We start from the raw sequence: 16513 nt of genomic DNA, 5'->3' as shown, positions 1-16513 counted from the left end.
GATTGAAACGTGAGAGATCCCAAGTTTGTAGAGATTAAATTGGGAGTATGCCTTGATTGAAAAAAATAGTTCACAGAATGAGGATCGAATGAAAGAACCAATTAAAGCTTCTGGAAACCGGCCACGATATGATCTGATCCGTATCGTTCTTGCTTTGCTCGCGCTGCTGGGTGTGATGGCCGGGGCGGCGGTAGGTGCGTATGCCCTATACGTTCGTCTGCTATTCGGCGGCTGGCCTGGGACCGAGACCTTGGCATGGAAAGAAGAAGTCCAATTGGACGACGGCCGGGTAATTGTGATCGAGCGCAGCAAGAAATTCCATGGTTATGGAGAACCGGGGCAAGGCAGGCTTGAGCGGGAAGAACAATTGCGGATTCCTAACCCTGATCGACCGGGGGAAATCGTGCAGTGGGATGATGTCGGACGGCAGGAGCCGTTGATCCTACAGGTGCGGAATGGAGTGATATATCTGGTTTCGTCCGATTTAATGGATCGGCGATTTGAATGCCCAAACTATAACATCCATAGCTATACATTGCAGATCTACGATTCTGCCAAACCAAAGCCCAGTTGGGAATTGTCGAATTTTGATCGATTTCTTGATCAGAAGTGGAGGACTGTTAGTGTGAAAAATTTCCAAGACAAAACCATTCAGGCTCCTGTGGCTAATATGTTGATTGGCCCAAAACGCAATGCAGAGGTTATAAAGAAGGAGGGATTTATCACTGTGCGGCGCAAAAAAGAGCGTGATCAGTCCCTGAGCTTTACCTATCATGGTTTGGTGGCTGAGCCGAATCGTTTATGTCGGCCCAAGACACTTATTTCGAATTTGGTTATTGATTCGAGGAGTAAATGATGAGTATTCAAGTGCTTGAATATTCCCTGATGGCGGGGCGTTCCTATTATTCCGTAGAAACGCGCAAACCATATAACCGCTTTCCTCTTCCAACTGGTTGGCAGCAAGCCATTGCTGTCGGTGGTAATTATGGTAGCGGCTTCGAAGCAGTGGCTTTGATACGTGGCAATGAAGTGGTGATTAGTTACGCGGGTACCTATCCCAAAGATTTTGCCGGCGATGGTGGCGCCGACTTGGTAATAGGCGTGGGGACAGTGCATGCTCAATTGATCGAGGCCGCCTTGTTCTACCAGAAGGTGAAAGCGGCTTATCCCGGTGCCAGTATTAGTTTCACCGGGCATTCCCTTGGTGGAGGATTGGCTGCGCTGATGGCCGTTTTTTTCAATAAGCCGGCTGTTACCTTCGACCCTGCGCCATTTCGCGAAGCCGCGCGGCTGACCAATATGTGGCAGTTGCAGGCTGCACTGTCGAATGCCGGCTACCCGGCCGATGCGGACCTGGACAGCTACTGGACACTGGATTTGCCCAATGATGTGGGGCCGCTGACGCCGATTCGCGGCGAAGGAAATATCCATGCCGTCGCAGTGGAAAGCGAATTCCTGACCAACATGGTCACGAACCCCAACCGGCTTTATGACGACATCGATATACTGAAACATGGTGCACCCGATTTGGCGAATGGCATCGGATTGCATTCGCAGGCCCTGTTGATTGCTTTCCTGGCCGACGACCGCTTGCGCACGCTCAGTTTCCAACTGCCAGATATCGTCAGGCTGATGCTGGATGGCGATTACTACGGCTACCAAGGGGACTCTCAAGACCGGGGCTTTCTCGAACACTTGGTTCGCCATCAATTCGGTGCGGATGAATTCGTCGGTAATTATCTGCTTACTCATTTCACCAACGACGTGCAAAAGCTCGTCGATGCAGGCGTGGCGGCTTGGCCGGATGCCTTGCGCAGCCAGATGATCGGACTGACGCTGCAAGCCTATTGGCAGAAGGAGGACACGGCGTTCGACCGTGAATTCTGGACCGTCAGCGGGGGCCGGCTGGTGTTCCATGCCGACGACGTGTTGAGGCAGACCGACGAGATCGGCGACAAGGTGGCTGGCAAGTGGTTCGCAAGCTACCTCAAGGTTCTGGGCCTGGATGAGGCGCAAGCCGAAGCCCATATGGCGGGGCGGACGTTGACCGTACTGTCGCTGAGGGACACCGCGCAGGTACAGCGCGATGCCTTGCGCAATGACGCGTTGGGCCGCGATCTGCGCCTGGCGTTGCTGTCGCTGAGCCCAGTGGCTTTGCTCGGCGGGGCGGATGCCGACGCGCGTCTGGCACTCTATGATCCGGCCTCCGAGCAGGGTGCACTGACCAGCCAGTGGGTTGCCGACCGGGCCAAGCTGGTGGGCTGGATCGGTTATGCCGATGCGCACGATGTGGCGCCGCTCGGCGGCACGCAGTTCATCGATCTCGCGACCGTGAAGGAAAACTGGCTGTTCCAGGATGCATCCAGCGCGACTTCGCTCATGGTCAGTCCGCTCGGTACGGCTTCGAGCACGACGCACGTGGTCGGCTTTGGCGGAAGCATGGACGAGATTCTGACGGGCAGGGCTGCGACCGATTATCTCTACGGCATGAATGGTAACGATACCCTTCAGGGAGAAGCCGGCGCAGACTACCTCGAAGGTAGTGCCGGCAACGACCAGCTCGAAGGGGGCGCCGGCCGCGACACGCTGCTGGGTTTGGCTGACGACGACGTGCTGCAAGGCGATGGCGATGAAGACTCGCTGGCCGGAGGTCAGGGCAACGACCGGCTGTATGGTGGCGACGCGCGAGACACGCTGCGCGGTGGTGCCGGTATCGACCAGTTGTTTGGCGAAGACGCCAACGACGCGCTCTACGGTGACGATGGTGCCGATCAGCTCAATGGCGGAATGGGCAATGACTGGCTCGAAGGAGGCGAGGACTTCGATACCTATTTCGTCGAGAGCGGCCACGGCGACGACGTGGTCGTCGACGCCGACGGCGTAGGCGGCGTTGTGCTCGCAGGCATGGCGTTGGCCGGCGGCCAGCGGACGCTGGAATACGGCGCCTACCTCAGCGCCGACCAGGGTTACCGCTACAGCTGGACGCCGAACGAGCAGGGCGTGGGCGATCTGCTGGTCACGGTGGTCGCCACCGGCCAGCGCCTGGTGATCCAGCAGTTCCGCAACGACCAGCTCGGCATCCATCTGGATTCGACCGGCACGGCGCCGGCTCCCGACAACGCGGGCAATGCGGCGAACGACTATCTGCACGCCTCTGCGAACTTCAACGGCGGCGGCGGCAACGACCTGATCCTGGCCTCGGCCGGCACCGGCACGCTCAACGGCGGCGAAGGCAACGACTTCGTCTTCGCCGGCGAGGGCAAGAAGATGGTCTACGGTGGCGCCGGCAACGATTACCTGACTGGTCGTATCGTCATCAGCCCTGCGGGCGGCGATGGGGCCGATTGGCAGGCGGATTACCAGAACTGGTCGATCAAGGGCGAGGTCAGCCGTCGGGACGACTGGTCATTGACCTGGGCCTTCGGTGAGCAGCCGGCAGCAGCCACCATGATGGCCGCGGCAGATACCAGCCAGGCCGCGTCCATCTCCGGCACCGTCGCTGCGGCGGATACCTTCAAGCTCACGCCGCGCCAGCCGGGCGATGCAGACATGAGCTCGGCCCTTTTCAACGTCAGCGGCGATTCCAGCCGCAACCTGACCGGCTTCTTCGCCGACGGCGGCATCGGCAACGACTGGATCTCGGCCGCGGCCGGCAACGACACGCTGCTGGGCGGCCAGGGCGATGACTTCGTGATCGGCGATGCCGGCGACGACTACGCCGCGGGCGGCATCGGCAACGACACGCTGTGGGGCAACAGCGGCAACGACCAGCTCGAAGGCGGCGGCGACGACGACGAGATCAGCGCCGGCCAGGGCCGGGACGTGGTGTCGGGCGGCGACGGCGCCGACCTGCTGCAGGGCGGCGACGACGGCGACTTCGTCGCGGGCGACCAGGGCAACGACACGCTGTTCGGCGGCAACGGCTCGGACGACCTGTCGGGCGGCGACGGCGACGACTACCTGGTCGGCGGCGACCTGGCGGATATCGACGGCACGGCCGACCGCGACACGCTGAACGGCGGCCTGGGCGCCGATGTGCTGATCGGCGACGGCGGCAGCGACGTGTTGCTGGGCGGCGAGGGCAACGACGTGCTGCTGGCGACCGTCGGCGCGCTCGCACCCGGCATGGGCGGCGACAACTTCCTCGACGGTGGCGGCGGCAACGATCGTCTGCGCGGCGATTCTGGTAACGATAGCCTGCTCGGCGGCAGCGGCGCGGACAGCCTGCTGGGCCGCGACGGCGACGACCTGCTCGCGGGCGGCGACGACCAGGATCTGCTGCAAGGCGACGGCGGTGCCGACAGCCTGGACGGCGGCGGGGGCGACGACAGCCTGCTGGGCATGGCGGGCGACGACGTCCTCGCCGGCGGCGACGGCATCGATGCGCTGGACGGTGGCGACGGCAACGATTTGCTGCAGGGCGATGCCGGCCTGGACAAGCTGCACGGCGACGCGGGCGACGACACGCTCGAGGGCGGCGCGGGCGACGACGGCCTGCGCGGCGACGCGGGGAACGACAGCCTGGACGGCGGCGCCGGCCAGGACGTGCTGCTGGGCAAGGACGGCGACGACCGCTTGCTCGGCGGCGACGGCGTCGACGAACTGGTCGGCGACGAGGGGCAGGACATGCTGTCGGGCGACGGCGGCAACGACCTGCTGCACGGCGACGGCGGCCAGGACGTGCTGTCCGGCGGCGAGGGCAACGATTCGCTGAGCGGCGGCGACGGCGATGACGCACTCGATGGCGGCGAGGGCGACAACCTGCTGCAGGGCGATGCGGGCAACGACACGCTCAGGGGCGGGGCCGGTACCGACGGGCTCGACGGCGGCGACGGCGACGACCGCTTCCTGTGGGGCCGCGGCCAGGGCAGCGACGTGGTGTGGGACGCCGGCGGCGAGGACCGGATCGTGCTGGATGCGGACGTGGGGGCGGGGTCGGTGGCGTTCTACCGCAGCGGCGACCACTTGGTGCTGGCGCTGGACGACGGTGCCCAGCTGTTCGTCGACCGGCAGTTCGCGGCGGGCGGGCACGCGATCGAGCAGGTGGCGTTCGGCGACGGCACGGTCTATTCGGCGGCCGAGATCGAGGCGCGCGCGATCGTGGTGACGGGGCCGGCCGACACGCTGACCGGCTCGGCGGGCGACGACGTCTTCGTGGTCGACAATGCGGCGGACCAGGTGATCGAGGCGAAGGACGGCGGCCGCGACGTGGTGCGCAGCACGGTCGACTACGTGCTGGCGGACCAGGTCGAGACGCTCGAATTGACGGGTGTGCTGAATATCGACGGCTACGGCAACGGCCTGGACAACCTGATCCGCGGCAATGCCGGCGCCAATGTGCTGAGCGGCCGGCTGGGCAACGACACGCTGATCGGCGGCGCGGGCGACGATACCTACTGGGTCGGCGATGCCGGCTATTACCCGGATTGTCCCAACCTGATCTACAACCCCGACGAGATCGTCGAGCGGGCCGGGGAGGGGAACGACACGGTCGTGGCCTACAACTACGACCAGACGCTGGGCGCGAACGTTGAGAACCTGAAGATCGTCGACACGGCCTATTCGAGCTATGCGCGCATCGGGCGCGGCAACGGGCTGGACAACGTCATCGAAGTCGTCGCCGTCAATATTCCGGAGGCCGTGCTCGATGGCGGCGCGGGGTCCGATACGCTGATCGGCGGCGCGGAGCGGGACTTCTACCTGATCGATCAGGACGGCGACGTGATCGTGGAGCGGGGCGGGGACGAGCGCGATACCGTCGCCAGTTCCTGCGACTACCGCCTGGCCGACGGCCTGGAGAACCTCGTGCTGCGCGGCATGGCGATCGAGGGGATCGGCAACGCGGCGCGCAATGTGCTGGATGGCTACACTGGCGATCGGTTCTACGACGCTTACGTCTACGGCGCCCAGACCAACTCGACCGCCAATCGGCTGGTCGGGCTGGACGGCGACGATCTCTACATCGTCGGCACGGGCGACGTGATCGAGGAAGAGGCCGGCGGCGGCAACGACGTGGTGCGCTTCGAGGCGGGCAGCGAGGCCGATCTGAGCAAGCTGGCCCACGTCGAGAATGCCGTGCTGGGGGACAGCCACGACGGGTCCGCCCTGATCGGCAACGACGGCGCCAATCAGCTGGTCGGACGCGATTGGGGCTGCACGGTAATCGGTGGCGGCGGCGACGACACGCTGCTGGGCGGCAGCGGCATGGGCCGGGACGTGCTGGACGGCGGCGAGGGCAACGATCTGCTGATCGCGGGGCAGTTCGACACGCTGGCGGGCGGGCAGGGCGACGACACCCTGGACGGCAGCGCGACCGACGGCAGCTGGACCCTGCGCTTCGGCCGCGGGGACGGGGCCGACCTGATCGAAGGCATCCATCCGGGCGAAGGGGAGCACGGCACGATCGAACTGGGCGCGGGCATCGAGCTGGACGACCTGACGGTCACGCGCGAGGGCGACGACTTGATCGTCGAACTGGACGGGGCGGCGAGCCGTTCTCGGCATTCGCTCTCGGCCAGGGGGCGGATCGGATCACGGTCCGCGGCAATTTCGCGGCCCGGGCCGATGGCCATGCTTCGTACGGGGTCGGCAAATTGCGGTTTGCCGACGGCCTGGAGCTGAATGCCGGCCAGATCGACATCCTGGTGCGGGGCGGCGCCTTGCCGAGCAGCGGGAACGATACGCTGGTCGGCGGCAGCGGCGCCGACCAGCTCGATGGCCTGGCCGGCGACGACTGGCTGGTGGGCCAGGGCGAAGACGACACCTTGGTCGGCGGCCTGGGCGACGATCGCCTGGAGGGCGAGGCCGACGACGACAGCCTGGACGGCGGCAGCGGCAACGACGGCCTGTTCGGCGGCGAAGGGAACGACCTCCTCGCGGCCGGCGAAGGACACGACGATCTCTCCGGTGGACGCGGTTCCGATACCTTGCTCGGCGGCGACGGCAACGATTACCTGAAGGGCTATGGCGAATCGCCGGACGAAGAAGGGGCCGACCTGCTGGACGGCGGCGCCGGCAACGATTGGCTGTATGGCGGAACGGGCGACGACACGCTGATCGGCGGCAGCGGCGACGACAATCTCAGCGGCCTGGCCGGGGCGAACGTCTACCGCTTCGCTGCCGGCTTCGGCGTCGATATGGTGGAAGGCCCGGCCGACGTGGCCTCCGCGGTCGACGACTGGATCGAATTCTCGGCCGGATTGCGCGCCGCGGATCTGCAGCTCGCCCTGTATGGCACCCAGGGGCTGCTCATCCGGTTTGCCGGCGGCAGCGACGCGATCTATTTCTCCAACTTCGAGTCGTCGCTGAAGGGCATCCGTTTTGCCGACGGCACCGAAATCGGCGCGGAGGAGATCCATCGCCGGGCGCATCGCATCGACGGCACCGACGGGGACGACTACCTCGAAGGCACGATGTCCGACGACCAGATCTACGGCCTGGCCGGCAACGACTTCCTGCTGGCGAGCAGCAGCGCCGACCTGCTCGACGGCGGCAGCGGCGCGGACACCATGCAGGGCGGCGACGGCGACGACGTCTACGTCGTCGACAATGCCGGCGACCTGGTCCAGGAGACCAGCAGCGCGGGCGGATACGACACCGTCCGCAGCGGTATCGCATATACCTTGGCCAGCTACACGGAACAGCTGGTGCTCACCGGCACGGCGGCAATCAACGGCACCGGCAATGGCCTGGCCAACCGGATTACCGGCAATTCGGGCAATAACGTGCTGAACGGCGCCGGTGGTATCGACACCCTGGTCGGAGGGGGCGGCGACGATACCTATGTCGTCGACAATGTGAACGACCAGGCGACCGAAAATGCGGGCGAGGGGACCGACCTGGTGCAGTCCTCGGTCAGCTATACCCTGGTTGCGAACCTGGAAAACCTGACGCTGACCGGCAGCGCGGCCATCAACGGCGGCGGCAACGAAGCCGCGAACATCCTGAACGGCAACGGCGCGGGCAATCGCCTCGACGGCGGTGGCGGCGGCGACACGCTCGACGGCAAGGCCGGCAACGATACGCTCGCCGGCGGCACCGGCGACGATGTCTACCTGGTCGACGCTGCCGGCGACGCGGTGACCGAGAATGCCGGCGAAGGCCGCGATACGGTCAAGTCGGCGGTGGCCTGGATGCTCGGCGCCAACCTCGAGAACCTGGTCCTGACCGGTACGGCCGCGATCAACGGCAGCGGCAATGCGCTCGACAACGTGCTGAGCGGCAACACGGCGGCCAATACGCTCGATGGCGGCGCCGGCAACGACACGCTGGCCGGTGGGGCGGGCGACGACAGCTATGTGGTGGACAGCCTGGGCGATGTCGTCACCGAGAATGCGAACGAAGGCAGCGATACGATCCGGGCCTCGGTCGGCCTGGCGCTCGGGTCGAACGTCGAAAAGCTGATCCTTGCAGGCAGCGCGGCCATCGACGGCACCGGCAATGGCCTGGCCAACACGCTGACCGGCAACGCGGCGGCCAATGCACTCGACGGTGGCGCCGGCAACGACACGCTGATCGGCGGCGCGGGCGACGACGTCTACCGCGTCGATGCGTCCGGCGATGTGGTGACTGAAAACGCAAGCGAAGGCACCGATACGGTCCAGTCCGCCGTCGCCTGGACGCTCGGGGCCAACCTGGAAAAACTGATCCTGATCGGGACGGCGGCGATCAATGCCACGGGCAACACGCTCGACAACGCGCTGACCGGCAATGCGGCGGCCAATACGCTCGACGGCGGCGCCGGCAACGACACGCTGATCGGCGGCGTCGGCGACGACGTTTACCTGGTCGATGCCGCCGGCGACGTGGTCACCGAGAATGCCGGAGAAGGCACGGACACCGTCAAATCCACGGTGGCGTACACCCTGGGCGCCAATCTGGAAAACCTGGCGCTGACCGGCACGGCCGCGATCAATGCCGCCGGCAACACGCTCAACAACGTGCTGACCGGCAATGCGGCGGCCAACACGCTCGACGGCGGCACGGGCAACGACACGCTGATCGGTGGCGCGGGCGACGACATATATCTGGTCGATGCCGCGGCCGACGTGGTGACGGAGAACGCCAGCGAAGGAACCGATACCGTGCAGTCGGCGGTGGCCTGGATCTTGGGCGTCAACCTGGAAAACCTCACGCTCACCGGCACGGTGGCGATCAACGGCACCGGCAACACGCTGGCCAACAAGCTGACCGGCAACGCCGTGGCCAATACGCTCGACGGCGGCGCCGGCAGCGACACGCTGCTCGGCGGCGCGGGCGACGACGTTTACCTGGTCGATGCCACGGCCGACTTGTTGACGGAGAACGCCGGCGAAGGAACCGACACCGTGCAGTCGGCGGTGGCCTGGACCCTGGGCGCCAACCTGGAAAACCTCACGCTCACCGGCACGGCGGCGATCAACGCCACCGGCAACACGCTGGCCAACAAGCTGACCGGCAACGCAGCGGCCAACACGCTCGACGGCAGCGCCGGCAGCGACACGCTGATCGGTGGCGTCGGCGACGACGTTTACCTGATCGATGCCGCCGGCGACGTGGTCACCGAGAATGCCGGAGAAGGCACGGACACCGTCAAATCCACGGTGGCGTACACCCTGGCCGCCAACCTGGAAAACCTGGTCCTGACCGGCGCAGCTGCGATCAATGCGGCCGGCAATACGCTCAACAATGTGCTGACCGGCAATGCGGCGGCCAACACGCTGGACGGCGGTGTCGGCAACGACAGCCTGCTCGGCGGTGCGGGCGACGATGTCTACGTCGTCGACGTGGCGACCGACGTGGTGACCGAGAACGCGAGCGAAGGGACCGATACCGTGCAGTCGACCGTGGCCTGGACCTTGGGCGCCAACCTGGAAAACCTCACGCTCACCGGCACGGCGGCGATCAACGCCACCGGCAACACGCTGGCCAACAAGCTGACCGGCAACGCAGCGGCCAACACGCTCGACGGCGGCACGGGCAACGACACGCTGATCGGCGGCGCAGGCGACGACATTTACCGGGTCGATGCCGCGACCGACGTGGTGACCGAGAACGCGAGCGAAGGGACCGATACGGTGCAGTCGACCGTGACCTGGATCCTGGGCGCCAACCTGGAAAACCTCACCCTCAGCGGCACGACGGCCGTCAACGGCACCGGCAATACGCTGAACAACGTGCTGACCGGCAATGGCGCCGTCAACACGCTGACCGGCGCGGCCGGCAACGACACGCTCGATGGCGGTGCGGGCAACGACAGTCTGCTCGGCGGGGCCGGCGACGACGTCTACCGCGTCGACGCCGCCGGTGACGTGGTGACCGAGAACGCCGGCGAGGGGGCCGACACGGTGCAGTCCGGCGTAGCCTGGACGCTCGGCGCCAACCTGGAGAACCTGGTGCTCACCGGTATGGCGGCGATCAACGGCACCGGCAACACGCTGTCCAACAAGCTGACCGGCAACGCGGCCGCCAACACGCTCGACGGCGGCACGGGCAGCGACACGCTGATCGGCGGTGCCGGCGATGACGTCTACCTGGTCGATGCCGCGGCCGACGTGGTGACCGAGAACGCCGGCGAGGGCACCGACACGGTCAGGTCCGCGCTGGCCTGGACGCTCGGCGCCAACCTGGAGAACCTGGCGCTGACCGGTACGGCCGCGGTCAACGGGACCGGCAATGCGCTCGCCAATCTGCTGGTCGGCAACGGCATGGCCAACAAGCTGACCGGCGATGCCGGCAACGACACGCTCGATGGCGGCGCCGGCAACGACAGCCTGCTCGGCGGTGTCGGCGACGACGTCTATCGCGTCGACGCCGCGGCCGACGTGGTGACCGAAAACGCCAGTGAAGGTAGCGACACCGTGCAATCGACCGTGACCTGGACCCTGGGCAACAACCTGGAGAACTTGGCGCTGACCGGTACGGCCGCCATCAACGGCACCGGCAACACGCTGCACAATGCGTTGACCGGCAACGGCGCCGCCAACACGCTGACCGGCGCCGCCGGCAACGACACGCTCGACGGCGGCGCCGGCAACGACAGGCTGCTGGGCGGTGCCGGCGACGATGTCTATCGCGTCGACGCGACGGGCGACGCGGTGACGGAGAACGCCGGCGAAGGCAGCGATACCGTGCAGTCGGCAGTGACCTGGACCCTGGGCGCCAACCTGGAGAACCTGGCGCTGACCGGCACGGCGGCCGTCAACGGCACCGGCAACACGTTGAACAATGTGCTGACCGGCAACGGCGCGGCCAACAGCCTGGGTGGCGGCACCGGCAACGACACGCTCGATGGGGGCGCCGGGGCCGACACGCTGACCGGCGGGGCCGGCAGCGACAGCTATCTGCTCGGCCGCGGTTCGGGTGTCGACACGGTGGTCGAGAACGATGCCACCGCAGGCAACCAGGATCTGGCGCGCTTCTCGGCCGGCATCGCGATCGACCAGCTGTGGTTCCGCCACGTCGGCAGCAATCTCGAGGTGAGCGTGATCGGCACGGCGGACAAGCTGGTGGTGCAGAACTGGTATGGCGGCGCCGCCTATCACGTCGAGCGCTTCCAGACGGCCGACGGCAAGGTGCTGCTGGACAGCCAGGTGGAGGCGCTGGTGCAGGCGATGGCGGGCTTCACGCCGCCGCCGCTGGGCCAACTGACGCTGGCAGCCAGTCAGCAGCAGGCGCTCGGCCCGGTACTGGCGGCGAACTGGCACTGAGCGTACCGCGACGGGCCTGCGGTCTCCGGTCCGATGGCTCCAGCCGCCAACGGTAACGGGGGCATATCCACCGTTTCGCGGCGGCGCCGCCTCGCCCGGGCGGCTCCGCAGGCCGCCTCGGGCCGGGCGCCAGTTCGACAGCGATCCGCGATCGACGGCCTTGTCGGACTGGAGTCCGGTCTCGCTTTCGGGCCTCGTACCGGTCGACGGCAATGACGATATCCGCGATGGAGTGGGCTCCGTGCACTGCGGCGGGGACCGGCTCGACGATCTGTCGTTGCCCGGGCCGGACAAAGATTCGCCCCGCCGCAGGTAAGCGACATCTTATATTTGGCGCCGGCCGCAGTTGGTCTAGGATGAAGCCATCCTCGCATCGCACAATAAACAGACAACCAGGCCGGCCCGTGTTCGATTTCAAAAGCATCCGCCTCAAGCTCAACCTGTTGTTCGTCGCCGTGGTCACGCTGGTGCTGGCCGGCTTCGGCACCTACAACTACCTCGACACCCAGAAGCGCCTCCTGGCCGAGCGCGCCGCTTCGGTCGACCAGATCATGGGCCGGCTGTCGCTGTCGCTGCCGGTCGCGGTATGGAATTTCGACGCGACCCAGGCCGACAGCATCGTGCGCTCCGAGATCAAGCGCGACTTCATCCTCGGCATCGCGCTGTATGCCGAGGACAAGCTGTTCCTCGGCTTGCGCAGCGACGGCGGCAAGGTGACCCAGGGCGTGCCGCGCGCCGACGAGGCCGAGGTGCAGCGGCGCGGCGAGCTGCGCTACGCCGCCAACGGCGCGGCGCGCACGGTGGGCCGGATCGAGCTGTTCGTCAGCAACCGCGACATCGAGGAAGAGCTCAAGCGCCACCTGGCCTTGATCGTCGGCCAGATCCTGCTGCTCGACGTGGTGCTGGTGGTGGCGCTGTCGCTGGCCATGCGCGGCCTGGTCATCAAGCCCCTGCAGCATGTCAATACCGCGCTCGGCGCGATCGCCCAGGGCGACCTGGTGGTCGATGTGCCGTTCCGCAGCCGCGACGAGATCGGCCAGCTGGCCGACGCGGTGCGCAGCATGGGCGAGACGCTGTCGACGGTGATCGGCAAGGCGCGGGTGTCGACCGAGACGCTCAGCGACGCCGCGGCCCAGATCAGCGGCGCCGCCATGTCGCTGTCGGCCTCGAGCAGCAGCCAGGCCGCCAGCGTCGAGGAGACCAGCGCCTCGATGGAGCAGATCACCTCCTCGGTGCTGCAGAACACCCAGAACGCCCATGCCACCGACGAGATCGCCATGCGCAACGTCGAGCAGGCCGAGGCCGGCGGCGATGCGGTGCGGCAGACGGTGGCCGCGATGAACCAGATCGCGCAGAAGATCGGCATCGTCGACGACATCGCCTACCAGACCAATATGCTGGCGCTCAACGCCGCCATCGAGGCGGCGCGCGCCGGCGTGCACGGCAAGGGTTTCGCGGTGGTGGCGCAGGAGGTGCGCAAGCTGGCCGAGCGCAGCCAGAGCGCCGCGCGCGAGATCGGCGAGCTGGCCAACGAGAGCGTGGGCCTGGCCAACCAGGCCGGCCAGCTGTTCGACGTGATGGTGCCGTCGATCCGCCGCACCGCCGAGCTGGTGCAGGAGATCGCCGGGGCTTCGAGCGACCAGACCAACGGCATCGGCCAGATCCACTCGGGCATCGCCCAGATCAGCCTGTCGATGCAGTCCAACGCCGCGGCGGCCGAGGAGCTGTCGGCCACCGCGACGGCGATGACCGACCAGGCGGCCGAGCTGCGCGAGATGGTGGCCTACTTCCGCAGCTGAAGCGCGAACCGGCGGCGGCTGGCGCGGTCCCAGTTCCCGTTCCCCCGATCCATTCGCGGCCCGCGCGCATCCCGCCGGGCCGCGGCCTTGCGCGAGCGCTGCCATGAACCGAATCGTCCGTTTCCACCGCACCGGCGGTCCCGAAGTCCTGCAGATCGAATCCATCGAGGCCGGCGAGCCCGGCCCGGGCCAGGCGCGCGTGCGCCATCACGCCATCGGCCTCAATTTCATCGACACCTACCACCGCTCGGGCCTGTATCCGCAGACCCTGCCGTCGGGCCTGGGCATGGAGGCGGCCGGCGTGGTCGAAGCGGTCGGCGAGGGCGTCGACTGGGTCGCGCCGGGCGACCGGGTGGCCTATGCCGGCGGGCCGCTCGGCGCCTATGCCGAGGTCCGGCTGATCCCGGCCGACAAGCTGGTGCGGCTGCCCGAGTCGATCGGTTTCGACACCGCCGCGGCGATGATGCTGCAGGGCCTGACCGCCGAATACCTGCTGCGCCGCTGCGCGCCGTTCGCGCCGGGCGACGCGGTACTGATCCATGCCGCGGCCGGCGGGGTAGGGCAGATCGCGGTGCAGTGGGCCAAGGCGCTCGGCGCCTACGTGATCGGCACCGCCGGCGGCGAGGCCAAGGTGGCGCTGGCGCGCTCGCTCGGCTGCGACGTGGCGATCGATTACCGCGCCGACGATTTCGTCGCGGCGACCCGGGCGGCGACGGAAGGGCGCGGCGTGCGGGTGGTCTACGACGGCGTCGGCCGCGACACCTTCATGGGCTCGCTCGACTGCCTGGCGCCGCGCGGCACGCTGGTCACCTATGGCAATGCCTCGGGGCCGGTGCCGGACATCTCGCCGCTGCTGCTGTCGCAGAAGGGTTCGCTGTTCCTGACCCGGCCGACGCTGGGCCACTACGTCGCCACCCGCGCCGAGCTGGCGGCCGCGGCCGCGGCGCTGTTCGAGGTGGTGGCGAGCGGCGCGGTCAGGATAGACGTGGCCCAGCGCTATCCGCTGGCCGAGGCGGCCCAGGCCCATCGCGACCTCGAGGCGCGCAAGACGGTCGGGTCGACCATCTTGCTGCCGTAGTTCGGCCGGCTCGGCGCGTCGGATATCCGTAGGAGCGGCTTCAGCCGCGAATGGCTGACCGTGCACGCACCACCATTCGCGGCTGAAGCCGCTCCTACGGAGACGGCGGTGCCGTCCCGCGTCGTTCCGGTCTTCCTGGCGCAACTGTGCCGGGCCGTCCCGGCCCACTGCCGGTACACTGCCGGCCTCTTCCCCATTCCCCCGGCATGCCCATGCTTTCCAAGCACACCGAGCCCTCGCCGGCCGGCTTCGTCGTCCTGCTGGCCGGCCTCGCCATGTTCGGCCCGTTCAGCATCGACACCATCTTCCCGATGTTCCCGGACATGGAGCGGGCGCTCGGCATCAACGCGGTGCAGATGCAGCAGACCATCAGCGTCTACCTGCTGGCCTACGCGCTGATGGCGCTGCTGCACGGCCCGCTGTCCGATGCGCTGGGACGGCGGGTGGTGATCCTCGGCGGCGTGGCGGTGTTCGTGGCGGCTTCGGTCGGCTGCGCGCTGTCGACCTCGCTGTGGCAGCTGCTGCTGTTCCGCGCATTGCAGGGCGTCTCGGCCGGCTCGGGGCTGATCGTCGGCCGCGCCATCATCCGCGACCGTTTCGAGGGCGCTTCGGCGCAGCGGGTGATGTCGCGCATCACCATGGTGTTCGGCGTGGCGCCGGCCATCGCGCCGATCATCGGCGGCCTGATCGGCACGCGCTTCGGCTGGGAGGCGATCTTCTGGTTCCTGGCGCTGTTCGCACTGACCCTGCTGGCCTGCTGCTGGCGTTGGCTGCCCGAAACCCATCCGCGCGAGAACCGGCTGCCGCTCGATCCGCTGCCGCTGTTCGGCCGCTACTTCGAGCTGCTGCGCAATCCGGCCTTCGTCTGGCTGGCCTTGTCGGGCGCCTTCAATTTCGCCGCACTGTTCATCTACATCGCCTCGGCGCCGGTGTTCGTGCTCACCCACCTGCGGCTCGGGCCGACCGACTTCGGCTATTTCTTCGTGCCGGCCATCATGGGGATGATGAGCGGCGCCTGGCTGTCGGGCCGCCGCGCCGGCCGCCATGCGCCGGCCAGCACGGTGAAACTGGCCTACCGGGTGATGCTGGTGGCCGGCGTGGTCAACGTCGCCTACTGCGCGTTGGCGCCGAGCGTCTCGTGGCCCTGGGCGGTGCTACCGGTGCTGGTGGCCGGCGCCGGCATCTCGCTGGCCTTCCCGACGCTGACGCTGCTGCTGCTCGACCTGTACCCGCATGAACGCGGCACGGCGTCGTCGCTGCAGGCATTCTTGCAGCTGATGATCAGCTCGGTGGTGGCGGGATTGCTGTCGCCGTGGCTGGCGCCGCAGCCGGTCACGCTGGCGCTCGGTTCGGTGGGCGCGACGGTGCTGGGGTGGGGCGCATGGCGGGCTTATGCGAAGCGTGGGGTAGGGGCGGTGTGAGCTGCGGCGTGTGAGAAGCTGCGCCCGCCGGGCCGCGCTGTCTTACCTTCGCGCTCCGGAAGAGGGGACGACAGCGCGGGCTGACGAGCCTGTGGTTCGATTTCACGCTACGGGTAAGGCAAGCACTTGCGCTCGGTGAGCCGCCGGCTTCCACGCTGAACACGCCTCACGCCTCACGCCTCACGCCTCACGCCTCACGCCTCACGCCTCACCGGCCGGCGGCTTCTCCCTGGGCTTCAACGCCGCCAGGCTCGCCTGCTGCAATTCCAGCGTGCGGATCGTCATCTGCAGCATGCCCACCTGCATCGACAGCCACTGTTCCACCGTGCGCAACTCGGCGATCTTGCGTGCGCATTCTTCCTCGGTCAGCGGCGGCATGAAGGGCTGCATGCCCTCCATCGGCTTGAAGAACTGCCTGAAAAAGGCGAAGGGATCGTTGCCGCTGGTGTCGCTCATGGGGCCTCCGTGGTGGATGAGACCATTATGGCAGAGCCGGTGCGGCCCACGCTGCGGCTTGGCCTCGATCCA

At 67.1% G+C, this 16513-nt stretch carries 7 protein-coding genes; 6 read left to right on the top strand and 1 reads right to left on the bottom strand.

Annotation, left to right across the window (positions count from 1 at the left end):
* The first annotated feature begins 88 nt into the window (after positions 1 to 88).
* The 6 genes from H9L41_RS17790 to H9L41_RS17765 all read left to right on the top strand — a co-directional run bounded on the left by H9L41_RS17790 (position 89) and on the right by H9L41_RS17765 (position 15985).
* Positions 89 to 856, top strand: a complete 768-nt coding sequence (locus tag H9L41_RS17790; protein ID WP_157461893.1) for a hypothetical protein — start codon at positions 89 to 91, stop codon at positions 854 to 856.
* Positions 856 to 6621 (top strand): Tle-like phospholipase domain-containing protein, encoded by a 5766-nt coding sequence (locus tag H9L41_RS17785; protein ID WP_187523515.1) that lies wholly within the window; start codon positions 856 to 858, stop codon positions 6619 to 6621. Before H9L41_RS17790 ends, H9L41_RS17785 begins: the two co-directional genes overlap by 1 nt.
* Positions 6594 to 11687, top strand: a complete 5094-nt coding sequence (locus H9L41_RS17780) for a calcium-binding protein (protein WP_187523514.1) — start codon at positions 6594 to 6596, stop codon at positions 11685 to 11687. The genes H9L41_RS17785 and H9L41_RS17780 overlap by 28 nt, the downstream gene beginning before the upstream one ends.
* A 404-nt stretch (positions 11688 to 12091) precedes the next feature.
* Entirely contained in the window at positions 12092 to 13486 is a 1395-nt protein-coding gene (locus tag H9L41_RS17775) for a methyl-accepting chemotaxis protein (RefSeq protein ID WP_051318814.1), read from the top strand.
* Between the two features lie 103 nt (positions 13487 to 13589).
* Entirely contained in the window at positions 13590 to 14564 is a 975-nt protein-coding gene (locus H9L41_RS17770; protein WP_028445290.1) for a quinone oxidoreductase family protein, read from the top strand.
* Between the two features lie 212 nt (positions 14565 to 14776).
* Positions 14777 to 15985, top strand: coding sequence for a multidrug effflux MFS transporter (locus tag H9L41_RS17765; protein ID WP_169730149.1), 1209 nt, complete (start codon positions 14777 to 14779; stop codon positions 15983 to 15985).
* A gap of 201 nt (positions 15986 to 16186) precedes the next feature.
* Here the strand turns inward: H9L41_RS17765 and H9L41_RS17760 are convergent, their stop codons facing one another.
* Positions 16187 to 16441 (bottom strand): PhaM family polyhydroxyalkanoate granule multifunctional regulatory protein, encoded by a 255-nt coding sequence (locus tag H9L41_RS17760; RefSeq protein WP_028445289.1) that lies wholly within the window; start codon positions 16439 to 16441, stop codon positions 16187 to 16189.
* Positions 16442 to 16513 lie beyond the last annotated feature (72 nt).

It is taken from the genome of Chitinimonas koreensis (genome assembly GCF_014353015.1).
Lineage (GTDB): Bacteria > Pseudomonadota > Gammaproteobacteria > Burkholderiales > Chitinimonadaceae > Chitinimonas > Chitinimonas koreensis.
The sequence above is the reverse complement of the archived record's forward strand: the minus strand, read 5'-3'. Positions and strand labels throughout refer to the sequence as shown.